This is a genomic window from Sphingobium sp. RSMS, assembly GCF_005406185.4.
GTDB classification, from domain to species: Bacteria; Pseudomonadota; Alphaproteobacteria; order Sphingomonadales; family Sphingomonadaceae; genus Sphingobium; species Sphingobium fuliginis.
On sequence record NZ_CM191257.1, the window covers coordinates 1,734,985 to 1,757,728 of the forward strand.

22 protein-coding genes are annotated in these 22,744 nt (G+C 63.2%); 1 reads left to right on the forward strand and 21 read right to left on the reverse strand.

Going from position 1 to position 22,744, the window contains the following annotated elements:
* The gene (locus tag EGM87_RS08110; protein ID WP_025549526.1) at nt 1-1,944 is read right to left on the reverse strand and encodes a putative bifunctional diguanylate cyclase/phosphodiesterase; all 1,944 of its coding nucleotides are present in this window, start codon (nt 1,942-1,944) and stop codon (nt 1-3) included.
* A gap of 215 nt (nt 1,945-2,159) precedes the next feature.
* Between EGM87_RS08110 and EGM87_RS08115 the strand changes: the two genes are divergently transcribed.
* Nucleotides 2,160-2,840 carry a GNAT family N-acetyltransferase gene (locus EGM87_RS08115; protein WP_044662534.1) on the forward strand — a complete coding sequence of 227 codons (681 nt, stop codon included), beginning with the start codon at nt 2,160-2,162 and terminating at the stop codon, nt 2,838-2,840.
* Nucleotides 2,841-3,099: 259 nt separating this feature from the next.
* On the opposite strand, the gene EGM87_RS08120 is transcribed toward EGM87_RS08115, so the two are convergent.
* The 20 genes from EGM87_RS08120 to efp all read right to left on the reverse strand — a co-directional run bounded on the left by EGM87_RS08120 (nt 3,100) and on the right by efp (nt 22,718).
* Nucleotides 3,100-3,360 (reverse strand): DUF1467 family protein, encoded by a 261-nt coding sequence (locus EGM87_RS08120; RefSeq protein WP_044662535.1) that lies wholly within the window; start codon nt 3,358-3,360, stop codon nt 3,100-3,102.
* A gap of 11 nt (nt 3,361-3,371) precedes the next feature.
* The gene (locus EGM87_RS08125) at nt 3,372-5,009 is read right to left on the reverse strand and encodes a ribonuclease J (protein ID WP_044662536.1); all 1,638 of its coding nucleotides are present in this window, start codon (nt 5,007-5,009) and stop codon (nt 3,372-3,374) included.
* Nucleotides 5,006-5,788 carry a type III pantothenate kinase gene (locus EGM87_RS08130; RefSeq protein WP_044662537.1) on the reverse strand — a complete coding sequence of 261 codons (783 nt, stop codon included), beginning with the start codon at nt 5,786-5,788 and terminating at the stop codon, nt 5,006-5,008. Before EGM87_RS08130 ends, EGM87_RS08125 begins: the two co-directional genes overlap by 4 nt.
* A 15-nt stretch (nt 5,789-5,803) precedes the next feature.
* Nucleotides 5,804-6,511: a biotin--[acetyl-CoA-carboxylase] ligase gene (locus tag EGM87_RS08135; protein ID WP_262857406.1), complete on the reverse strand. Its 708-nt coding sequence runs from the start codon at nt 6,509-6,511 to the stop codon at nt 5,804-5,806.
* Nucleotides 6,508-7,944 (reverse strand): NADH-quinone oxidoreductase subunit NuoN, encoded by a 1,437-nt coding sequence (nuoN, locus tag EGM87_RS08140; RefSeq protein WP_044662539.1) that lies wholly within the window; start codon nt 7,942-7,944, stop codon nt 6,508-6,510. The genes EGM87_RS08135 and nuoN overlap by 4 nt, the downstream gene beginning before the upstream one ends.
* The gene (locus EGM87_RS08145; RefSeq protein ID WP_044662540.1) at nt 7,944-9,500 is read right to left on the reverse strand and encodes an NADH-quinone oxidoreductase subunit M; all 1,557 of its coding nucleotides are present in this window, start codon (nt 9,498-9,500) and stop codon (nt 7,944-7,946) included. The genes nuoN and EGM87_RS08145 overlap by 1 nt, the downstream gene beginning before the upstream one ends.
* Complete coding sequence (nuoL, locus tag EGM87_RS08150; protein ID WP_044662541.1) at nt 9,500-11,599, reverse strand: NADH-quinone oxidoreductase subunit L; 2,100 nt, start codon at nt 11,597-11,599, stop codon at nt 9,500-9,502. Before nuoL ends, EGM87_RS08145 begins: the two co-directional genes overlap by 1 nt.
* Before the next feature lie 6 nt (nt 11,600-11,605).
* Nucleotides 11,606-11,911: an NADH-quinone oxidoreductase subunit NuoK gene (nuoK, locus tag EGM87_RS08155; protein ID WP_004211745.1), complete on the reverse strand. Its 306-nt coding sequence runs from the start codon at nt 11,909-11,911 to the stop codon at nt 11,606-11,608.
* Nucleotides 11,908-12,519 carry an NADH-quinone oxidoreductase subunit J gene (locus EGM87_RS08160; protein WP_044662542.1) on the reverse strand — a complete coding sequence of 204 codons (612 nt, stop codon included), beginning with the start codon at nt 12,517-12,519 and terminating at the stop codon, nt 11,908-11,910. Before EGM87_RS08160 ends, nuoK begins: the two co-directional genes overlap by 4 nt.
* Before the next feature lie 30 nt (nt 12,520-12,549).
* The gene (gene nuoI, locus EGM87_RS08165; protein WP_007684868.1) at nt 12,550-13,035 is read right to left on the reverse strand and encodes an NADH-quinone oxidoreductase subunit NuoI; all 486 of its coding nucleotides are present in this window, start codon (nt 13,033-13,035) and stop codon (nt 12,550-12,552) included.
* On the reverse strand, nt 13,032-14,081 hold the full coding sequence (gene nuoH / locus EGM87_RS08170) for an NADH-quinone oxidoreductase subunit NuoH (protein ID WP_025549536.1): 1,050 nt from the start codon (nt 14,079-14,081) through the stop codon (nt 13,032-13,034). The genes nuoI and nuoH overlap by 4 nt, the downstream gene beginning before the upstream one ends.
* A complete protein-coding gene (gene nuoG / locus EGM87_RS08175; protein ID WP_044662543.1) occupies nt 14,078-16,084 on the reverse strand; it encodes an NADH-quinone oxidoreductase subunit NuoG in 2,007 nt (668 codons plus the stop codon). Before nuoG ends, nuoH begins: the two co-directional genes overlap by 4 nt.
* Before the next feature lie 2 nt (nt 16,085-16,086).
* Nucleotides 16,087-17,403 (reverse strand): NADH-quinone oxidoreductase subunit NuoF, encoded by a 1,317-nt coding sequence (nuoF, locus tag EGM87_RS08180; protein ID WP_025549538.1) that lies wholly within the window; start codon nt 17,401-17,403, stop codon nt 16,087-16,089.
* Nucleotides 17,400-18,068, reverse strand: coding sequence for an NADH-quinone oxidoreductase subunit NuoE (gene nuoE / locus EGM87_RS08185; RefSeq protein ID WP_025549539.1), 669 nt, complete (start codon nt 18,066-18,068; stop codon nt 17,400-17,402). The genes nuoF and nuoE overlap by 4 nt, the downstream gene beginning before the upstream one ends.
* Complete coding sequence (locus EGM87_RS08190) at nt 18,068-19,303, reverse strand: NADH-quinone oxidoreductase subunit D (protein ID WP_025549540.1); 1,236 nt, start codon at nt 19,301-19,303, stop codon at nt 18,068-18,070. The genes nuoE and EGM87_RS08190 overlap by 1 nt, the downstream gene beginning before the upstream one ends.
* Nucleotides 19,303-20,139: an NADH-quinone oxidoreductase subunit C gene (locus EGM87_RS08195; RefSeq protein ID WP_025549541.1), complete on the reverse strand. Its 837-nt coding sequence runs from the start codon at nt 20,137-20,139 to the stop codon at nt 19,303-19,305. The genes EGM87_RS08190 and EGM87_RS08195 overlap by 1 nt, the downstream gene beginning before the upstream one ends.
* A 1-nt stretch (nt 20,140) precedes the next feature.
* Nucleotides 20,141-20,695 carry a NuoB/complex I 20 kDa subunit family protein gene (locus EGM87_RS08200; RefSeq protein WP_013847137.1) on the reverse strand — a complete coding sequence of 185 codons (555 nt, stop codon included), beginning with the start codon at nt 20,693-20,695 and terminating at the stop codon, nt 20,141-20,143.
* Nucleotides 20,686-21,060, reverse strand: coding sequence for an NADH-quinone oxidoreductase subunit A (locus tag EGM87_RS08205; protein WP_025549542.1), 375 nt, complete (start codon nt 21,058-21,060; stop codon nt 20,686-20,688). The genes EGM87_RS08200 and EGM87_RS08205 overlap by 10 nt, the downstream gene beginning before the upstream one ends.
* A gap of 130 nt (nt 21,061-21,190) precedes the next feature.
* Nucleotides 21,191-22,003, reverse strand: coding sequence for an inositol monophosphatase family protein (locus EGM87_RS08210; RefSeq protein WP_025549543.1), 813 nt, complete (start codon nt 22,001-22,003; stop codon nt 21,191-21,193).
* A 151-nt stretch (nt 22,004-22,154) separates the two neighbouring features.
* The gene (efp, locus tag EGM87_RS08215; protein WP_025549544.1) at nt 22,155-22,718 is read right to left on the reverse strand and encodes an elongation factor P; all 564 of its coding nucleotides are present in this window, start codon (nt 22,716-22,718) and stop codon (nt 22,155-22,157) included.
* Nucleotides 22,719-22,744: the final 26 nt, after the last annotated feature.

The window sequence follows — 22,744 nt, forward strand, 5'->3', positions numbered from 1 at the left end:
TCAGGCGCGCCGCCGGTCCTGGAGCATGGCGACGCTGCCGCTATCGTCATCCATCTGCCGCATCATCTCCAACACCTGCACCGCAGGGACTGGCCGGCTAAGCACGAAACCCTGCACATTGGTGAAGCCCATTTCGCGGGCGCAACGCAGTTGATCGTCGGTTTCAATCCCCTCCGCCACGGTTTCGACATCCAGGGCGTGGGCCAGATAGGCGACCGACTGGGCAATCGCCCTGTGGCGTGAATTCTCCTCGACGCCACGCATGAAGCTCTGGTCGACCTTGATCGTGTCGAAGGCATAGTCGCGCAGATAACCCAGCGAGGAATAGCCGGTCCCGAAATCGTCCAGCGCCAGTCGCAGGCCGATCCGCTGGAGATCGGACAGGATCAGGTTGGTCCGGCCGCTATCCTCCAGGAAGATCGACTCGGTCACCTCCAGTTCCAGCCGACGCGCCCTCAGTCCTGATTGCATCAGCGCCGCGATGACCGCGCGGGGAAGGCTGTCGCTCTTGATCAACACCGGGGAGATATTGACCGCGACGCGGACATTCTCATCCCATTCCATCGCATCCTGGCAGGCCTGCTCCAGCGCCCAGGCCGTGATCGGTTCGATCATCGAGCAGCTCTCCGCGATGGGGATGAACTCCGCAGGGGAAATGCGGCCGAGCGTCGGATGATCCCATCGCATCAGGGCCTCGCAAATCGTGATCTTGCCGGTTTTCGTGTCGAAGATCGGCTGGTAGTGCAGCACCAGCTCATTATTCGCCATGGCGCCGCGCAGGCCCATTTCCAGATCGTAGGTGCGGTTCTGCCGCTCCTTCATCGACCAGGCGAATTGCGCATGGCGGTTTCGGCCCGCATGCTTCGCCTGATACAGCGCCATGTCGGCATGCTGGAGCAGTTCGTCGCTGTCCTGTCCGTCCCCCGGCGCAACCGCGATCCCCATGGACGCGGTCACGCCGAGACTATAGCCGCCGACGTCGAAATCATGCGTGAATTCGGCCATTACATCGTCCGCGATCCGCTCCGCTTCGGCCCGGCTGGCGCCGGGGCAGATCAGCACGAACTCATCTCCTCCGAATCGCGCGACATGGCCGCGCCCATCCAGCGCGCGAGACAGCCTTTCAGCGACCCTGCATAGAAGCTGGTCGCCGATCATATGTCCCAGGGAGTCGTTGATTTCCTTGAAGCGGTCCAGATCCATCCAGAACACCGCCATCGGATCCTGATCGGATCGTCGTCCATCGAACATCTCGCGCAGCCGCATCTGCATCGCCATGCGGTTTTCGACACCCGTCAGGCTGTCGAAGCGGGCCAAACGCTCAAACTTGGTGGCGAGCTGCGTCTTTTCATATTTGCCCTGCAATGCCTCCAGAACGATGCGATGCGTCGTCTTGGTAATGTCCGCCATGGCGAAGATCATCAGGAAGCAGAGAATTCCCAGAACCGTATAACTCAGTCCACCCGCGAGGACGAGGCCCAGCGAGGTAGGCAGCAGGGATAGACATGTCTGTCCCACCGCGACGTGAATGCGGCCAGCATTACGACCTGAAATACCGCCGGAATAGGACGCCACCAGGCAAACGGCCAATACGTGGAGCGTCGCGTCCTCCGAAAGCAGGAGAGTCGCGAAGGTCAATATTCCGAGGAGCGCGGCATAGGCCCAGGCACCCAATTCATAAGCCAGTCCCCAAATAGGCTGGGTTACACCGTTCTGATGGGCAAGCTGCCGCTCGAAATAAACGGCCGAGATCGACCGGCTGAGCCCGACGAGACAGATCAGGACCGCAATCGCGGTGATGGCGGGTAGCCGCGCATGCCATGCGATCACCAGCCCCAGCGCGCCGCCGGCAACCGCACCGATCATCAGCGAGGCGGGAGAGGCATAAAGGGATTTGACGAGATTCGCCTGCACTTCAGCGCTTTGCTGGGTGTCCGGCGTCATGCGCCCTCGCAGGGATGCGAGCAAGTTTCGTTCAGGGCGTGACACGTCATCGCCACCATTGCCGAAACATGATTTCCATTTGGTAAATCGCGCCGTCCAAAAGAAGCGGGAATTAGCGGATTGTTACGGAATCGACCGGCCATCGCGACCTATGCTCGCAAGGCAGGGCAAGAGGGGCTTGCTTTCCCCGATCGTAGCCGGAAAATAGCGTCATCGTGTCATATCATCCTCTGCATCGCCCGGTCTGGAACGCCCTCAACAGCGGCTGGAAGCCCTTGGCCGAAGGGGATGCGCTCGCGCTGCGGATCGATCCTCGCTACGGGCCCTTTGCCGCTGCGGCGGACGGCAGTCCGGCGGCGCGATCGGCGTTGGCTGCGCTTGTGCCCGAACAGGGGGAGCTGTGGATCGTCGAACCCGATGCGCAAACGCCGCCGGCCGGCACGCGCCTGGTCCGCGAAGCGATGCTGGCGCAGATGGTGGCGGAGGAGATTCCGGGCGATGCGCCGTCCTTGGAACCCGTCGTGCTGACAGATGATGATGCGACGGAAATGCGTGCTCTTGCATTGATGACGAAGCCTGGTCCCTTCCTGCCGCTGACCCATCGGCTCGGTCGCTTCATCGGCATCAAGGAGCGGGGCAGGCTGATCGCCATGGCGGGAGAGCGGATGCGTATGCCGGGCTTTGCCGAGGTCAGCGGCGTCTGCACTCATCCCGACCATCGCGGGCGGGGCTATGCGAAGGGTCTGATGCAGATCGTTGCCAGGGCCATGCTGGAACGCGGAGAAATGCCGTTCCTGCATGCCTATGCCGCACATGAGGCGACGGTGGCGCTCTACGAAACGCTCGGCTTTCGGATAAGGGCGCGGATGCACATGATGGTGGTCGCCCGGATCTGAGCCATCTCGCTGCGGAGCCTGCCCGAGGGCTCGCCCGCCCAGAATATGCGGGGATTCGGCCCATGACGGGCTGCAAATGGCGGCTTTCTGCGCCTCCGGTGCCCACATATTGAAGTACGCTGCGTCGAAACGAGTCGCGCGCCTCGTTCGAGTGCCTTCGCAGGAGCATGATGCGGCCTGGGGCGAACGTCAAAACTCTGTCGTGAAGCCCCTACTCAAGCTTACGCAACAGCGTTGCCCGTCGGTTCCGGCCAGACACTCAGCCGATATGCGTCAACCGCTCCAGCGTGATCCAGCCTTCCACATAATTGGCATAATAGAGGCCGAACAGAACCGCCGACAGGACCGTCGCCCGAAGGGCAACGACGCCCGGACGAAAATTGCTGGGCGCGCTGTCCGCCTGCCCCGGCCGCAGCGCCTCGCCCGTTTCATCGGGCGTGCGAATGCCGAAGGGCAGCACGATGAAGGCGCTGATCACCCAGAACAGCACGTAAATGGCAAAGATCGCATACCAATTCATGCGCAAAGGGCTTAGGCGCGAATGAGCAGCACGTCCACCACCGGCTTCTTGCCCGTCCAGCGGGTGGCCGTGCGCCGTACCGCCAGCCTGACCCGTTCACGCAGCGCCTCTTCCTCCTGCGATCCTTTGGGTACAGCGCCCGCAGCCTCCTCGGCCGCCTCCTCCAGAAAGGCGGCCTTGTCCTCTTCCACCGGCACGCCCTGGGTGCGCAAGGCGGGGGAACCGATCACCCTGCCCTTGCCGTCCAGCGCCACCGCGACGCTGATCTGGCCATGCAGCGCAACCTTGCGCCGCTCGTTCATCGTCGCTCCGTCAGCGGGCAGGATGACGTCGCCATCCAGCACCAGCCGTCCCGTCGTTTCGTTGCCGATGACCTCCGGCCCGTTGGGCGCCAGCCGCAGCACATCGCCATTGGACTGCACCACCGCATGGGGAACGCCGCTCGCCAGACCCAGCCGCGCCTGCTCGGCCATATGCCGCCGCTCGCCATGGACCGGCAGCAGGATTTGCGGCCGTACCCAGCGATACATGGCTTCCAACTCGGGACGACCCGGATGGCCGGAAACATGCACCTCCGCCTGACGATCCGTCACCATCAGCACGCCCTTGGCCGCCAGTGCGTTCTGGATGCGGCCGATGGCGATCTCATTGCCCGGAATCTGCTTCGAGGAGAAGACGACCAGATCGCCCTCGTCCAACTTGATGGGGTGGCTGTCGAAGGCGATGCGCGACAAGGCGGCCCGCGCCTCCCCCTGCCCGCCAGTGGCGATGATCATCACCTCATTATGCGGCAAGGCCATCGCATCGTCCCAATCGACGGTCGGCGGGAAATCCCTGAGATAACCCGCCGTCCGCGCCGTCGAGATGATCCGGTCGAGCGACCGCCCCGCCACGCAGAGCTTGCGCCCCATGGCATTGGCAACCTCCCCCAAGGTCTGCAACCGCGCGGCATTGGACGCGAAGGTCGTGACCAGCACGCGCCCTTTAGCGCCCTCGATGGTCTGCATAAGCCCCACGCGCACATCGCCTTCGGAGCCGCTGGCTTCGGGATTGAAGACGTTGGTGCTGTCGCACACCAGCGCCAGCACCCCCTCGTCGCCAATGGCCGCCAGTTCCTCGGGCGTGGAGGGCTGGCCCAGCAGCGGCGTTTCGTCCAGCTTCCAGTCGCCGGTATGGAAGATTTTGCCATAGGGCGTGTCGATCAGCACCGCATTGCCTTCGGGAATCGAATGCGCCAGCGGCACATAGCGGAAACCGAAGGGCCCCAGGGCGAAGCTGCCCTCATTGTCGATCACGTTGAGCTCGACATCCTGGGTCAGCCCCTCTTCCTCCAGCTTCAGCCGGATCAGCCCCGCGGTGAAGGGCGTCGCATAGAGCGGCACGCCCAGATCGGCCGCGAGATAGGGAATGGCGCCGATATGGTCCTCATGCCCGTGGGTCAGCACGATGCCCAGCAGATCGTCCTTGCGATCCTCGATGAAGCTCAGGTCCGGCAGCACCAGCTCCACGCCGGGATAGGCGGGATCGGCAAAGGTCAGGCCCAAGTCGACCATCACCCATTTGCCCTGGCAACCGTAGAGATTGACATTCATGCCGATCTCCCCCGAGCCGCCAAGGGCCAGGAAGATCAGCTCATTTCCGGGTATCATTCTGTTTTCAAACTCCGTTCATACAGCAATGCGAGGCCCTGGATCGTGAGATCGGGCGCGATCGCATCGAAAATATCGCTATTGTCGTCGAAGAGGACCGCCAGGCCCCCCGTTGCAATCACCTTGGCGGGACGGCCGATTTCCGCACGTATGCGGGCGACCAGCCCCTCCATCATCGCCACATAGCCCCAGAAGACGCCGATATGCATCTGCGCTTCGGTGGTGCGGCCGATAACCGACCGGTTCTCCGGCGGCGCAATCGCGATCTTGGGCAGCTTCGCCGCCGCCGCGACCAGCGCATCCAGCGACAGGTTGATGCCCGGCGCGATGATGCCGCCCTTGTAAGCGCCGTGATAGTCGATGACGTCGAAGGTCGTCGCCGTACCAAAATCGATGACGATCAAATCCTCGCGATAGAGATGGTGCGCGCCGATGGCGTTTACAACCCGGTCCGCTCCGACCGAGGCCGGTTCGGCCACGTCGAGTTCGATGCCCCACTCCACCGGCGCCTGACCGGCGATGAGCGCGGTCGTCCTGAAATATTTATCGGCCAGCACCTGAAGATTGTGCAGCGCGCGCGGCACGACGGTCGCGATGATGACCGCCTCCACATCGGCAATCTTATAGCCCTCCAGCATCAGGAGCTGGTTCAGCCATACCGCATATTCGTCGGCGGTGCGCCGCGGATCGGTCGCGATCCGCCAGCGGGCGCGAATCTCCCGCCCTTCGAGCAGCGCAAAAACCACATTGGTGTTACCCGCGTCGATCGCGAGAAGCATGGCCGATCCCCGATGTCAGATGAGAAGGATGTCGCCGGCATGAATGGCACGGCTCTCGCCATTCGCCAAGCGCAGGATCAGCATCCCATGGCGGTCGAGCGTGTCGAATGTGCCTTCCACCGTGTCGCCATCGGGCTGCACCACGCGCATCGGCGTGCCGGCAGGATGGGCATTGAGCAGCCAATGCGTCCGCACCGGCTCCAGCCCCTGCGCGCGCCAGATCGCCAGCCAATGGGCGAACAATTCCGCAAGCCGCACCTGCAGAGCAGCCGCGTCGGCCTCTGGCGCGCCCTGCGCGAATAGGCTCGTCACCGGCCGGTCGAACCCGGTCGGATGCCCGGCCACGTTGACGCCGATCCCCGCAACAATGGCATCGCCCGCCCGCTCCAGGAGGATGCCGGCGATCTTCGCGCCGTCCACCAGCACGTCATTGGGCCATTTGATCCGCGCCTGCCCCTTGCAAAGCGGCGCCACCAACGCATGCACGGCGTTGCCCGCGACCAGCGCCAGCGTATGCGGCAACGGGTCGCCCCCCCGCAACCGGATCAGCGTCGAACAATAGAGATTGCCGTCGGGACTTTCCCAGCTGCGCCCCATGCGCCCGCGTCCGCCGGTCTGCCGCCCCGCGCGCAACCAGCAGCCTTCAGAAACGCCTTGCTCCACCAACGCCAGCATGTCGGCATTGGTGGAGCCAGTCTCCTCGACGAAGCGAAGCTCGGTCAGAACAGCGACGCCGCGGCCGCCGCGCTCGCCTTGTCGAGGACGGGATTGAGGAAATAGCCGAAGACGATCACCACGGCGCAGGCCGTCAGGATGATATTCTCAACCGCACCGCCACGCGCTTCATAGGGCGCCGCCGGCTCGTCGAAATACATCGTCTTGATGATCTTCAGATAATAGAAGGCGCCGATCACCGACATGGCGATACCGAAGGCCGCCAGCGCCGTCAGGCCCGCCGCGACGGCCGCGTCGAACACCAGGAACTTCGCCCAGAAGCCGAAGAGCGGCGGAATGCCGGCCATGGAGAACATGAAGATCGCCAGCGCCGCCGCCAGACCCTGGCGCGAGCGCGAAAGGCCCGCAAGGCTGGCGATGGTCTCGACCGGACGCCCCTCCGCATCGCGCATCTGCAGGATGCAGGCGAAACCGCCGATGGTCATGACGACATAGATCGCCATGTAGCTCATCGTCGCCGCCGCGCCCGCGGGCGTGCCGGTGGCAAGGCCGATCAACGCGAAGCCGACATTGTTGATCGACGAATAGGCCATCAGCCGCTTGATGTTGGTCTGGCCGATGGCCGCCACCGCACCGAAGAGGATCGAGGCGAGCGCAACGAAGATCACGACCTGCTGCCAGTCGAGGCCCGCCGGCCCCAGCGCCTCTATCGCGACGCGGACGGTAAGGCCGATGGCCGCCACCTTGGGCGCGCTGGCGAAGAAAGTCGTGACCGGGGTGGGCGCACCTTCATAGACGTCCGGCGTCCACATGTGGAACGGCACGGCGCTGATCTTGAAGGCGAGACCGGCAAGCACGAACACCAGGCCGAAAAGCTCGCCCTTCGACACACCGTCGCTCAGCGCGACCGCGATGCCGTCGAAGCTGGTGCCGCCGGTAAAGCCATAGAGCAGCGCCGAACCATAGAGCAGGATGCCGCTCGCCAGCGAACCCAGGACGAAATATTTAAGGCCCGCTTCGGACGACCGCTCGTCCTGCCGCATGAAGCTCGCCAGCACATAGGCGGCAAGGCTCTGCATTTCGAGGCCGACATAGAGCGTCAGCAGGTCGCCCGCCGACACCATCATGCCCATGCCGATCGAGGAGAAGAGGATCAGCACCGGATATTCGGCCCGCAGCGCGCCACCCACCAGGAAGTAGCGCGGCGCAAGCAGGATGGCCGCCGCCCCCGCGCCATAAATTAGCGCCTTGGCGAAGACGGAGAAGGCATCGGCGCGCACCAGCCCGTCAAAGGCATCGGGCCCATGCGCCAGCGAAGTGGACAGCGCCAGGCCTGCGATAGCCAGCGTCAGCACCGACAGCCAGTTCACCAGCCGCGCCGTCGCATCGCCGCCATAAGCTGCGATCAGCATCAGGATCAGGCCGCCGGCCGTCAGGATCAGTTCCGGCAAGACCGCCAGAAGGGAAGCGGAATCAATCATCAGTGCGCCTCCCCGTGCGCAGGGGCTTCTTCATGATGGGCAGCCTCGGCAGCCGGAACGGCCGCCCCCATCTTGATCTGGGAATCGCCCGCCGGCCTGGCGGAGGCGACGCGCGCTTCGAGCGCGCGGATATCGGAACGCATGGGCGCCAGGAAGCTCTCCGGATAGACGCCCATCCACAGCACCGCCGCCGCGATCGGCGCCAGCAGCCAGATTTCGCGCGCGGACAGGTCCGGCATCGCGGCCGCATCGGCATTCTTCTGCTCGCCATAGGCGATCCGGCGGTAGAGATAGAGCATATAGGCCGCGCCCAGGATGATGCCGGTGGTGCAGACCAGCGCCACCCAGCTCGACGCCTGGTAGATGCCCATCAGCGACAGGAATTCACCCACGAAGTTGCTGGTGCCCGGCAGGCCGACCGACGCCATGGTGAACAGCATGAACAGCACCGCATATTTCGGCATGTTGATGCTGAGGCCGCCATAACGGCTGATCTCGCGGGTATGGAGCCGATCATAGATGACGCCGACGCAGAGGAAGAGAGCGCCCGACACCAGGCCATGGCCCAGCATCACCATCATCGCGCCTTCGATGCCCGCCTGGTTGAAGGCGAACAGGCCGACGGTGACGATGGCCATGTGCGCCACTGATGAATAGGCGATCAGCTTCTTCATGTCCGACTGAACCAGCGCGACGAGGCTGGTATAGACCACCGCGACCATCGACAGGCCCCAGACCAGCGGCGCCAGTTGCGCGGACGCCTCCGGGAACATCGGCAGCGAGAAGCGGATGAAGCCGTAGCCGCCCATTTTCAGCAGCACGCCCGCCAGGATGACCGAACCGGCGGTCGGCGCCTGAACGTGCGCGTCGGGAAGCCAGGTGTGGACCGGCCACATCGGCATCTTGACGGCAAAGCTGGCGAAGAAGGCAAGCCACAGCCATGTCTGGATATGCGGATCGAAATGATAGGCCATCAATGTCGGGATGTCGGTCGTGCCCGCTTCATGCACCATCCACATCATCGCGATCAGCATCAGCACCGAGCCGAGCAGCGTGTAGAGGAAGAATTTGTACGAAGCGTAGATGCGATCCGCGCCGCCCCAGATGCCGATGATCAGGTACATCGGGATCAGGCCGGCTTCGAACATGATGTAGAAGAGGTAGAGATCCTGCGCCGTGAAGACGCCGATCATCAGCACCTCCATGAACAGGAAGGCCGCCATATATTCCGGCACGCGCTTCTCGATCGCGATCCAACTCGCGCCGATGCAGATCGGCATCAGGAATACGGTGAGCGCGATCAGCAGCAGCGCGATGCCGTCGATCCCGAGCGCCCAGGCGAAACGGCCGAAGATCGGCGCATATTCCTGGAACTGCCATTGGGCGGCGGTCCCCGACTGGTCGAAATTCATCCAGAGGATGACGCCCAGCACGAGATCGACCAGCGTTGCGACCAACGCGATCCAGCGGGCCTGATTGGCGCCTGCGAACAGACAGGCGATGGCCCCCGCCATCGGCACTGCCATCATCAGGGAAAGGATGGGGAAGCCGCTCATTATCGTGTCATCGCCCAGGTTGCAGCCGCGGCGAGGCCGATCAGCATCACCAGCGCGTAAGTGTAGAGGTAGCCGGACTGAAGCCGACGGGTGACTTTGTTGCCCTGCACGACCAGCGCAGCCAGGCCGTTAGGCCCGAAGCGGTCGATCAAGCCCACGTCACCGAACTTCCAGAAGAAGCGGCCGATGGCGAAGGCAGGCTTGACGAAGATGAAATGATACAGCTCGTCGAAATACCATTTGTTGAGCAGGAACTGGTACAGCACGCCGAAGGTGGCGACGAAGCGCCGCGGCCAGTCGGTGTGCTTGATATAGGCCAGCCGGGCTATGACCAAGCCGGTCAGCATCACCGTGAACGGTCCGAACTTGACCCAGGTCGGCACTTCATGCGCGGCGTGCATCAGATGACTGTCGAACGCCAGCGCGCCCTTCCAGAACTCTATGCCGCCTTCCGGCCCGATGAACTGGTCATGGAAGAGGAAGCCCGCAAACACCGCACCCAGGCTCAGCACCACCAGCGGGATCAGCATCACCCAGCCGCTTTCATGCGGATGATAGCCGCCGGTGCCGGTCGGCAGGGCATGGGCATCGGTTTCATGCCCGTGCGGATCGTGACCCGCATGCTCCTGCGCCGGTGCGTTGTCGTCCTCCGCGCCATGACCGTGGGTGGCATGTTCGTCATGACCATGGCCATGTGCGTCGTGGACGGCATGCTGGATATGCTCCGATGCGGCCCAGCGGGGCTTGCCGAAGAAGGTCAGGAACACCAGGCGCCAGCTGTAGAAGCTGGTGAGCAGCGCCGCAAACACGCCGACCAGATAGGCGCCGACGCCCGCACCGCCAGACGCATAGGCTGCTTCGAGAATGCCGTCCTTCGAATAGAAGCCTGCAAAGCCATAGCCGACCAGCGGAATGCCGACGCCGGTGATCGCCAGCGTGCCCAGCGTCATCGTCCAGAAGGTGATCGGGATCTCCTTCCGGAGCGCGCCATAGTAGCGCATGTCCTGTTCATGGTGCATCGCGTGGATGACCGAGCCCGCGCCAAGGAACAGCAGCGCCTTGAAGAAGGCGTGGGTGAAGAGGTGGAACATCGCCGCGCCATAGGCGCCGACGCCCGCCGCGAAGAACATGTAGCCGAGCTGCGAGCAGGTCGAATAGGCGATGACGCGCTTGATGTCGTTCTGCACCGTGCCCACGGTCGCCGCGAAAAGGCAGGTGGCCGCGCCGGTGAAGGTCACGAAGCCAAGCGCCGTCGGCGAGGTTTCGAACATCGGCGACAGGCGGCACACCATGAACACGCCCGCGGTCACCATGGTCGCCGCGTGGATCAGCGCCGACACCGGGGTCGGGCCCTCCATCGCGTCCGGCAGCCAGGTGTGGAGGCCAAGCTGCGCCGACTTGCCCATCGCGCCGATGAACAGCAGCAGGCAGAGCACGGTCATGGTGTCGAAACGATGGCCCAGGAAGCCGATGGTCGAACCGGCCATCGATGGCGCGGCCGCCAGGATTTCCGGGATCGAGATGGTGTTGAACACCAGATAGGTGCCGAAAATGCCCATCATGAAACCGAGGTCGCCGACGCGGTTGACGACGAAGGCCTTGATCGCGGCCGCATTTGCGGAGGGTTTACGGAACCAGAAGCCGATCAGCAGATAGGAAGCAAGGCCGACGCCTTCCCAGCCGAAGAACATCTGCAGCAGGTTGTTCGCCGTCACGAGCATCAGCATCGCGAAGGTGAAGAGCGACAGATAGGCGAAGAAGCGCGGCTGGTCCGGCTCCTCCTCCATATAGCCCCAGCTATAGAGATGGACGAGGCTCGACACGCTGGTGATGACCACCAGCATGACCGCCGTCATGGTGTCGACGCGCAGCGCCCATTGCGCATCGAAGCTGCCCGACTGGATCCAGGTGAAGGCCGGGACCACATAGGGCTCGGCATGGCCGGTCAGGAAGCCGATGAAGATCGGCCAGCTCATCGCACAGGATGCGAACAGCGCGCCGGTGGTGACGATCTTCGCGGGCAGCTTGCCAAGGGCCTTGTTGCCAAGACCGGCGATGGCAGCAGCCAGCAACGGGAGAAGGACGATAAGCTGGATCATCGAGCTTTAGCCCTTCATCCGGTTGACATCGTCGACGGCGATGGTGCCGCGACCGCGGAAGTAGATGACGAGGATGGCAAGGCCGATGGCCGCCTCACCCGCCGCGACGGTCAGCACGAACATGCTGAACACCTGTCCCACCAGATCGCCCAGGAAGGCGCTGAAGGCGACAAGGTTGATGTTCACGCTGAGCAGGATCAGCTCGATCGCCATCAGGATGATGATGACGTTCTTGCGATTGATGAAGATGCCCAGCACGCCCATCACGAAGAGGATCGCGCTGACCACCATATAATGCTGAAGGCCGATCACAGCTCCACCCCCTGCCCGACGGGCTGATTGACGTTGCGCACCGCGTCTTCGGGACGGCGGCGGTTCTGGCGGGCGATGTTCTGGCCGCGCACGCCGCTACGGGCGCGATGGGTCAGCACGATGGCGCCGATCATCGCGACCAGCAGGACGATGCCCGCCGCTTCGAACAGGAAGATGTAGCGGGTGTAGAGCAGCGCGCCGATCGCCTGGATATTGCTGAGTTCCGGGTTCACCGGAGCCGCGCGTTGCGCCAGTTCTATGGGGCCCGCGCTCCACAGGCCGATGCCCAGCACGATCTCCGCCAGCAGCACCAGCGCAATCAGCAGCCCGAAGGGAAGGTAATCGACGAAACCGGCGCGCAGTTCGGCGAAATCGATGTCGAGCATCATCACGACGAACAGGAACAGCACGGCAACGGCGCCGACATAGACGATGACAAGGAGCATCGCGATGAATTCGGCGCCCAGCAGGACCATCAGCCCCGCCGCGTTGAAAAAGGCAAGGATCAGCCACAGCACCGAATGAACCGGATTGCGCGACAGGATCGTAAGCGCGCCGCTGCACACCACGATCGCGGCGAACAGGTAAAAGGCAAGCACGTGAATCACAGGATCATGTTCCCCTTCGGCGGCTGCGGCTTAACGGTAGGGCGCATCGGCGGCAAGGTTCGCGGCAATCGCCCGCTCCCACTTGTCCCCATTTTCAAGGAGCTTGGCCTTGTCGTAGATCAGCTCCTCGCGCGTTTCGGTGGAGAACTCGAAATTCGGGCCCTCGACGATGGCGTCCACCGGGCACGCTTCCTGGCAGAAGCCGCAATAGATGCACTTCGTCATGTCGATGTCGTAGCGCGTCGTGCGGCGGCTGCCGTCATCGCGCGGCTGCGCTTCGATGGTGATCGCCTGGGCGGGGCAGATCGCCTCGCACAGCTTGCACGCGATGCAGCGTTCTTCCCCATTGGGATAGCGGCGCAACGCATGCTCCCCCCGGAACCGCGGCGAAATCGGGTTCTTCTCATAGGGGTAGTTGATCGTCGCCTTGGGCTTGAAGAAATATTTCAAGGTCAGGGCGTGCGCCTTCACAAACTCCCAGAGGGTGAAGGATTTGACATAATAGCCGAGGCTCATTGAGCGCCTCCGTAACGCGTGAACATGAGGAAGCCCGACACCAGGAAGACGAACAGCAGCGAGGTCGGCAGGAATATCTTCCAGCCCAGCCGCATAAGCTGGTCATAGCGGTAACGGGGCACCGTCGCCTTCACCCAGGAAAAGACGAAGAAGAAGAAGAATATCTTGGCGAACAGCCAGATGATGCCGGGCACATAATAAAGCGGCGCCCAGTCGATCGGCGGCAGATAGCCGCCCCAGAACAGGATGGCGTTCAGGGCGCACATCAGGATCACGTTCGCATATTCGCCTAGCCAGAACAGCGCGAAGGCCATGGACGAATATTCGGTCTGATATCCCGCGACCAGTTCCGATTCCGCTTCGGTCAGGTCGAAGGGCGCACGCGCCGTTTCCGCCATGGCCGAGATCAGGAACATGATCGCCATCGGGAAGAGCAGCGGGTTGAAGCCGTTGCCGTTCAGGAAGCCATAATAGCCCTTCTGGCTCTCGACGATGGCCGAGATATTGAAGCTGCCGGCCCAAAGCACGACGGTGATCAGGATGAAGCCGATGGAGACTTCATAGCTGATCATCTGCGCGCTGGCGCGGATCGCCGAATAGAAGGGATATTTGGAATTGGACGCCCAGCCCGACAGCACCACGCCATAGACGCCGAGCGACGAGATGGCGAGGATGTAGAGCAGGCCGACATTGATGTTGGCCAGCACCACGCCCACCTGGAACGGAATCACCGCCCAGGCCATCAGAGCGACGGTGAAGGTGATGATCGGGGCGATCAGGAAAAGCGTGCGGTTGGCCGCCGAAGGGATGATGGTTTCCTGCAGGAAGACCTTGGCGCCGTCCGCGAAGGACTGGAGCAGACCGAAGGGACCGACGACGTTCGGGCCGCGGCGCAGCGCCATCGCCGCCCAGATCTTGCGGTCGGCGTAGATGATCATCGCCACCGCCAGCATCAGCGGCAACGCAATCACCAGAATGCCGATGATCGTCGAAAGCAGCCAGGCGCCCTCGAACGGCAGGCCGAGATTTTGGAAGAAAGCGGTCACTCTGCGGCCTCCGCATACGTCTCGCCGTGGATCAGTTCGGCCGAACATTGCTGCATCGTCGGACTGGCGCGGCAGATGGCGTTGGTCAGGTAGAAATCCTTGATCGGAAAGCCGAACTCACCGCTGGCGCCGGTCGGCAGCGACGGAACGGACCAGCCATAATCGGCCAGACCCTCAACGCCCAGCGCCGGAACCGCCCTGGCCATTTCGGCGCGAAGCTGCTCGAAGCTGTCGAAGGGGAGCGTCGCGCCCAGCACTTCCGACAGGGCGCGCAGGATCGACCAATCCTCGCGGGCGTCGCCCGGCGCGAATACGGCCTTTTCGCCGCGCTGCACCCGGCCTTCCAGATTGACGTAGGTGCCGGCCTTCTCGGCATAGCTCGCGCCCGGCAGGATCACGTCCGCCGCATGCGCGCCCTTGTCGCCATGGTGGCCGACATAGACCTTGAAGCTATCCTGGAAGGCCGAATAATCGACCTCGTCCGCGCCCAGCGAGAAGAGCAGCTTGGGCTTCGCCGCAGCCACCGCCTTGATGCCGCCCTGCGCCGCATAGCCGAGCATCAGCCCGCCCATGCGCGCCGCCGCGAAATGCAGGACATTATAGCCGTTCCAGCCTTCTTTCACGAGGCCCAGCGTCTCGACCAGCGCCAGCGTATCGCCATGGGCGCCGTCCTTCGCCAGCACGCCGCCGCCGACGATCATCGCCGGACGCGCGGCCTTGCCGAAGGCTTCCACCACCGCTTCGGGCAGACGGCCAAGCAGCGACGCGTCATTGCCCAGCCACTCGACCTTGTAGGTGAGGTCGACCTGCGGACCGAGCGCAAAGACCTTCGCGCCCTTCTTGATCGCCTTGCGGATGCGGGTGTTCACCAGCGGCGCTTCCCAGCGCAGATTGGTGCCCACCAGCAGGATCACGTCAGCGGTTTCAAGACCGTTGAGCGTGGTGTTGAAGTTGACCGCGCTCAGGCTCGACACGTCATAGGCGAGCCCGGTCTGACGGCCTTCGAGCAGCGAGCCACCCAGCCTCTCGACCAGCACCTTGCCCGCGAACATCGTCTCGCAATCGAGCAGATCACCGGCCAGCGCAGCCACCGACCCGCCATGCTTGACGGCGGCAATCGTCGCGAACGCCTCGTTCCAGGTTGCCGGAACCAGCTTGCCGTCCTTGCGGACATAAGGTTTGTCGAGCCGCTTGCGGACCAGACCATCGACATTGTGCCGGGTCTTGTCGCTGGCCCATTCCTCATTCACGTCGTCATTGATGCGCGGCACGGCGCGCAGCACCTGACGGCCGCGGCTGTCGAGGCGGATGTTGGTGCCGACCGCGTCCATCACGTCGATCGCGTGGGTCTTCTTGAGTTCCCAGGGACGCGCTTCGAACGCATAGGGCTTGGACGTCAGCGCGCCGACCGGGCAAAGATCGACCACATTGCCCGAAAGCTCGCTCTTGGCGGCATGTTCGAGATAGGTGGTGATCTGCATGTTCTCGCCGCGATAGATGGCGCCGATTTCCGGCACGCCCGCGACTTCCTCGGCAAAGCGCACGCAGCGGGTGCACTGGATGCAGCGGGTCATGACCGTCTTGACGATCGGGCCCATATATTTCTCGGTGACGGCGCGCTTATTCTCGTCGAAGCGGCTGCTGCCCTTGCCGTAGGCGACCGACTGGTCCTGAAGGTCGCATTCGCCGCCCTGGTCGCAGATCGGGCAGTCGAGCGGGTGGTTGATGAGCAGGAACTCCATCACTCCTTCGCGCGCCTTCTTGACCATCTCGGTCTGGGTGAAGATTTCCTGATTCTCCGCGGCCGGCAGCGCACAGGAAGCCTGCGGCTTGGGCGGTCCGGGCTTCACCTCGACCAGGCACATGCGGCAATTGCCCGCGATGCTGAGGCGCTCATGATAGCAGAAACGCGGGATTTCCTTCCCCGCCAGTTCGCAGGCCTGGAGGACCGTGGCGCCCGCCGGGACTTCGAGTTCTACGCCGTCTACTTTGACCTTCGGCATGGTTACTCCGCTGCCTCCATGACCGGGGCGCTACCCTTGTTTTCGTTGATCCGGCGCTCGATTTCCGGACGGAAGTGCCGGATCAGGCCCTGGATCGGCCAAGCCGCCGCGTCGCCAAGCGCGCAGATGGTGTGGCCTTCGACCTGCTTGGTCACCTGGAACAGCATGTCGATCTCGCTCTGGTCGGCATCGCCGGTGCGCAGCCGCTCCATTACGCGCCACATCCAGCCGGTGCCTTCGCGGCAGGGCGTGCACTGGCCGCAGCTCTCATGCTTGTAGAAATAGCTGAGCCGCGAAATGGCGCGGACGATGTCGGTCGACTTGTCCATGACGATGACGGCGGCGGTGCCAAGGCCCGAGCCGAGCGCACGCAGCCCATCGAAATCCATGGGCGCGTCCATGATCTCCTTCGCCGGGACCAAAGGCACCGACGAACCGCCGGGGATGACCGCCAACAGATTGTCCCAGCCGCCGCGAATGCCGCCGCAATGCCGGTCGATCAGTTCCTTGAAGCTGATGCCCATCGATTCTTCGACGACGCAGGGCTTGTTCACATGGCCGCTGATCTGGAAGAGCTTCGTGCCCTTGTTGTTCTCCCGGCCGAAGCTGGAGAACCATTCGGACCCGCGCCGCAGGATCGTCGGCGCGACCGCGATCGATTCCACATTGTTCACCGTGGTGGGGCAGCCATAAAGGCCCGCGCCCGCCGGGAAAGGCGGCTTCAGGCGCGGCTGGCCCTTCTTGCCCTCCAGGCTTTCGATCTGGGCGGTTTCCTCTCCGCAGATATAGGCGCCCGCGCCGCGATGGACGAAGACGTCGAAATCATAGCCGGACCCGCAGGCATTCTTGCCGAGGAAGCCCTTTTCATAGGCCTGCTCGACGGCGGCGAAGAGCACCTTCGCCTCATAGATGAACTCGCCGCGAATATAGATGTAGGCGGCGCGCGCCCGCATCGCGAAACCGGCGACCAGCGCGCCCTCGATCAGCTTGTGCGGATCGTGGCGGATGATCTCGCGGTCCTTGCACGAGCCCGGCTCGGATTCATCGGCGTTGATGACGAGGAAGCTCGGACGGCCGTCCCTGCTCTCCTTGGGCATGAAGCTCCACTTCATGCCGGTCGGGAAGCCGGCGCCGCCACGGCCGCGCAGGCCGCTGGCCTTGATGCGCTCTATGATGTCGTCCTGGCCGATTTCCAGCAGGGCCTTGGTATTGTCCCAATCGCCGCGTTTCATCGCCGCGTCGATGCCCCAATCCTGGAAGCCATAGACGTTGGTGAAGATGCGATCCTTGTCGCTGAGAGGCGCGATCACGTCGCTCATGCCCATTCGCCCCGATAGTCGTGATTTTCGTTGACCATATCCTTGAGCGTGGTCGGACCACCCTCCGGACAGCTGGTCTGACGATCGATCTGCGGCCCGATCTTGGGCTGCTTGCCAGCGGCGAGATCGTCGAGGATCGCGCTCATGCTGTCATAGGTCAGGTCTTCGAAATTATCGTCGTTGATCTGGACCATCGGCGCGTTGGCGCAGGCGCCCAGACACTCGACCTCGGTCAGCGTGAACAGGCCGTCGGGCGTCGTCCCGCCCTTCACCAGCCCCTTGTTCTTGCAGGCGGAGAACACATCGTCGGAGCCGCGCAGCATGCAGGGCGTCGTGCCGCAGACCTGCACATGATAGCGGCCCACGGGCGCGAGGTTGTACATGGTGTAGAAGGTCGCGACCTCGTACACGCGCATATACGGCATTTCCAGTTGGTCGGCGATATATTCCATCACCGGCACCGGCAGCCAGCCCTGGGTCTGCGTTTCCGCACCGACCTGGCGCTGGGCGAGGTCCAGCAGCGGCATCACCGCCGACTGCTGACGCCCGGCGGGATAACGGGCAATGACCTTCTTCGCCTGCTCGGCATTTTCGGCCGTCCAGGCGAACGCGCCCCAGCGCGCGCGCGTTTCGGCCTCGTCCGGGATATGAACTGCGTCAGCCATTAGCGGTCACATTCTCCAAACACGATGTCCATGGCGCCCAGGACAGCGGTGGTGTCGGCCAGCATGTGGCCTTTCATCATGAAATCCATCGCCTGAAGGTGGCTAAAGGCGGTCGGGCGAATCTTGCAGCGGTAAGGCTTGTTGGAGCCGTCCGCGACCAGATAGACGCCGAATTCGCCCTTGGGGCTTTCGGTCGCGACATAGACTTCGCCCGCCGGGACATGGAAGCCCTCGGTATAAAGCTTGAAGTGGTGGATCAGCGCTTCCATCGAGCGCTTCATCTCGCCGCGCTTGGGCGGCACCACCTTGCGGTCGAAGCTCGCCACCGGGCCTTCCGGCATTTCGCTGAGGCACTGCTTCATGATCCGCGCGGACTGGCGGACTTCCTCGACCCGGACCATGAAGCGGTCATAGCAGTCGAAATTGGTGCCCACCGGAACGTCGAATTCCATCCGGTCATAGACGTCATAGGGCTGCGCCTTGCGGATGTCCCAGGGGATGCCCGATCCCCGGATCATGGGGCCGGAGAAGCCCCATTTCAGCGCGTCTTCCTTGCTGACGACCGCGATGTCCACATTGCGCTGCTTGAAGATGCGGTTGTCGACCACCAGGCTCATCGCGTCCTCGAACAGGCGCGGCAAACGGGTGTCGAGCCAGTCGCCAATGTCGGTCAACAGCTTCAGCGGCACATCCTGATGCACGCCGCCCGGCCGGAACCAGGCCGCATGCATGCGGGCGCCCGATGCCCGTTCGAAGAAGTTGAGGCAATCCTCCCGGATTTCGAACAGCCACAGGTTCGGCGTCATCGCACCCACGTCCATCACGTGCGAGCCGAGATTCAGCATGTGATTGCAGATGCGCGTCAGTTCCGCAAAGAACACCCGCAGATATTGCGCGCGCAACGGCACTTCCAGGTTCAGCAGCTTCTCGATGGCGAGGACATAGCTGTGCTCCATGCCGAGCGGCGAGCAATAGTCCAGCCGGTCGAAATAGGGCAGCGCCTGCAAATAGGTCTTGTGCTCGATCAGCTTCTCGGTGCCGCGATGCAGCAGGCCGACATGCGGGTCGCAGCGCTCGACGATCTCGCCGTCCAGTTCCATGACCAGGCGCAGAACGCCGTGCGCGGCAGGGTGCTGCGGACCGAAGTTGATCGTGTAGTTCTGGATTTCCGTGTCGCCGTAGGACGGGTCCGCCGCGTCGGTCACATGGTCCAGCTTTTCCAGATAGTCGGACATCAGGCCTTATCCTCAGGCTTGGCAGCGCCTTTGCCTTCATCTGTGTGCTCTTCGGGCTTTACCGGAGCGTTGGGCGACTTTTCCGCACCCTTGCTGTTGGCGGGTTCACCTGCACCGGTATCCTCGGACTTTTCGGTGACCTTGGGCGTGGCACCGGCCGGTTCGCCCTTGGGAGCCGCAGCGGCCGGCAACGGGGCTGTGACAGGTGTCGGCGCTCCCGGCGCCTGCGGCGCCTTTTCGTCGCCCGGCAGCACATATTGCGCGCCTTCCCACGGGCTCATGAAGTCGAACTGCCGGAAATCCTGCGCCAGCTTCACCGGCTTGTAGACGACGCGCTTGTCCTCTTCGGAATACCACATCTCGACATAGCCGGTCAGCGGGAAGTCCTTGCGCTGCGGATGGCCCTTGAAACCATAGTCGGTCAGGATGCGGCGCAGATCGGCGTTCCCCTCGAAGATGACGCCGTACATGTCGAACACCTCCCGCTCCAGCCAACCGGCGACCGGCCAGATGTGCGTGACGGTGGGAACGGGCATGTCCTCGTCGGTCTGCACCTTCACGCGGACGCGGTGGTTCCGCGTGACGCTGAGCAGATGGTAGCAGACCTCGAAGCGCTCCGGACGATCCGGATAATCGACGCCTGCAATTTCCATGAGCTGCTGATATTGCGCGCGATCCCGCAGCAGCACCATCGCGTCGGCCAGCTTTTCCCGGACGACGGTGAAGCTCAGTTCATCGGCATGGTCGACGGTTTCGACCAGCATCGGTCCCAGCAGACCGGCGATTTCCTGCGCGATCCCATCGATGGCCGCGATCCTAGGAGCAGAATGACCCATATCAGCGCTCAACCGTTCCGATGCGGCGGATCTTCCGCTGCAACTGCATCACGCCATAAAGCAGGGCTTCCGCTGTCGGCGGGCAACCCGGCACATAGATGTCGACCGGCACGATGCGGTCGCAGCCACGCACGACCGAATAGCTGTAGTGATAATAGCCACCGCCATTCGCGCAGCTGCCCATAGAAATCACATATTTCGGATTGGACATCTGGTCGTAAACCTTGCGCAACGCCGGAGCCATCTTGTTGCACAGCGTCCCCGCGACGATCATCACGTCGGACTGGCGCGGCGAGGCGCGCGGCGCGGCGCCGAAGCGTTCCATGTCGTAACGGGGCATGTTGACGTGGATCATCTCCACCGCGCAGCAGGCCAGGCCGAAGGTCATCCACCAGAGCGAGCCGGTGCGGGCCCACTGGAACAGTTCCTCCGTCGAGGTGACGAGGAAGCCCTTGTCACTGACCTCGCTGTTCAGCGCGTTGAAGAAATCCTGGTCGGGCTGGGTCCCCGCGGGCAACAAGGTGCCGGGCGCGGGCCGCTCAAGTTCTACTCCCAATCGAGTGCTCCCTTCTTCCACGCATAGACGAGGCCGAGCACCAGCTCCGCTATGAAGATCATCATCGTCGCCCAGCCGGCCCAGCCGATCTGGTCGAGGCTGACCGCCCAAGGGTAGAGGAACGCCGCTTCCAGGTCGAAGATGATGAACAGGATCGCGACGAGGTAGAATCGCACGTCGAACTGGCTGCGCGGTTCTTCGAACGCAGGAAAGCCGCATTCATATTCGCTGAGCTTGGCCGGATCGGGCTGATGCGCGCCGGTCAGGCGCCCCACCAGCATCGGCAGGAACACGAATGCGCTCGAAAGCAGCAAGGCGATCCCGAGAAAGATCAGGATCGGCAGATATTGGGCTAGATCGACCAACGGAATCCCCTGGGCGAAAATGATTTACGGGCGCGCTTTAGGCCCGCTGCATATGCGAAGCAAGGCCCGGAGGCATGAGAATGATTCGCAACAATGGCGGCGACCTGATCACGCTACCAAAAGCAAGCCGTCAGCGCAGCGCTCCTGCCACCAACTTATGTAATTTGCTGTGGATCGCATCATTGCCCGCGATGACTTCCTTGCGCTCGATCGGCTGGTCGCCGCCGCGGAAATCCGACACGAAGCCGCCCGCTTCCCGCACCATCAGCAGGCCCGCCGCCACGTCCCAGGGTTGCAGGCCGCTTTCCCAAAAGCCGTCATAGCGGCCGGAGGCGACATGGGCGAGGTCCAGCGAGGCCGCGCCGAAGCGCCGGATTCCGGCCACCGAGGGCCCTACGGCCCCGAAGATGCGCGTCCATTGCGCGAAATCGCCATGCCCCAGGAAGGGGATGCCCGTGGCGATCAGGCAGTCGCCCAGATCGCGCCGCGCCGAAACGCGCAGCCGCTGGTCATGCCGCCAGGCGCCCCGGCTCTTTTCCGCCCAATAGCTTTCGTCGGTCACCGGCTGGTAGATGAGGCCGGTCGTCACCTCCCGCTTGCCGCCGTAGAGTGGCTCCTCGACCGCGATGGAGATCGCGAAGTGCGGGATGCCGTGCAGGAAATTGCTGGTGCCGTCGAGCGGATCGATGATCCAGCGCGGCTTGCCCGGATCGCCCGCGATCTCGCCGCCTTCCTCCAGCAGGAAACCCCAATCGGGCCGCGCCTTCTGCAATTCCTCGACCAGCGTCTTTTCCGCCTGCTGGTCGGCCTTGGACACGAAGTCCGCCGGCCCCTTTCGGGACACCTGCAGATGTTCGACCTCGCCAAAGTCGCGGCGCAGCTTGGAGCCAGCCTTGCGCGCGGCGCGTTCCATGACGGTCAAAAGGCCCGAGTGCGATACCATTTTTCTTGTCTCCCCCCTCCCGCAAACGGGAGGGACCGGGGGTGGGCATGCCGCAATAGCGGCACTCTAAAAAGGGAAAGGGCAGGAAGCTCGCTCATGCTCGCCACCCACCCCCTGACCCCCTTCCGCCTGCGGGAGGGGGTATCGAATATCAATCCGCGCGCTTCACATATTCGCGCTCATACACGTCGACGACGATGCGCGTGCCGGTGACGATGTGCGGCGGCACCATGACGCGCACGCCATTGTCGAGGATGGCGGGCTTGTAGCTCGCCGAAGCGGTCTGGCCCTTCACCACGGCGTCGGCTTCCACCACGGTCGCCTCGACCGTTTCGGGAAGCTGCACGGAGATCGGGCGTTCCTCATACATTTCCAGCATGACCATCATGCCGTCCTGCAGGAAGGCCGACGCATCGCCCACCAGATCCTGCGGCAGATTGATCTGCTCATAGGTTTCCGTGTCCATGAAGACGAGCATGTCGCCCTCTGCATAGAGATATTGGAAATCCTTGGTGTCGAGGCGGATGCGCTCCACCGTCTCGGCCGACCGGAAGCGGACGTTGTTCTTGCGCCCGTCGATCAGGTTCTTCAGTTCCACCTGCATATAGGCGCCGCCCTTGCCGGGCTGGGTATGCTGGATCTTCACGGCGCGCCACAGGCTGCCGTCATATTCGATGTTGTTGCCGGGACGAATCTCGACGCCGCTGATCTTCATGGGAAGAGCCTGCCTATATGTCTGAA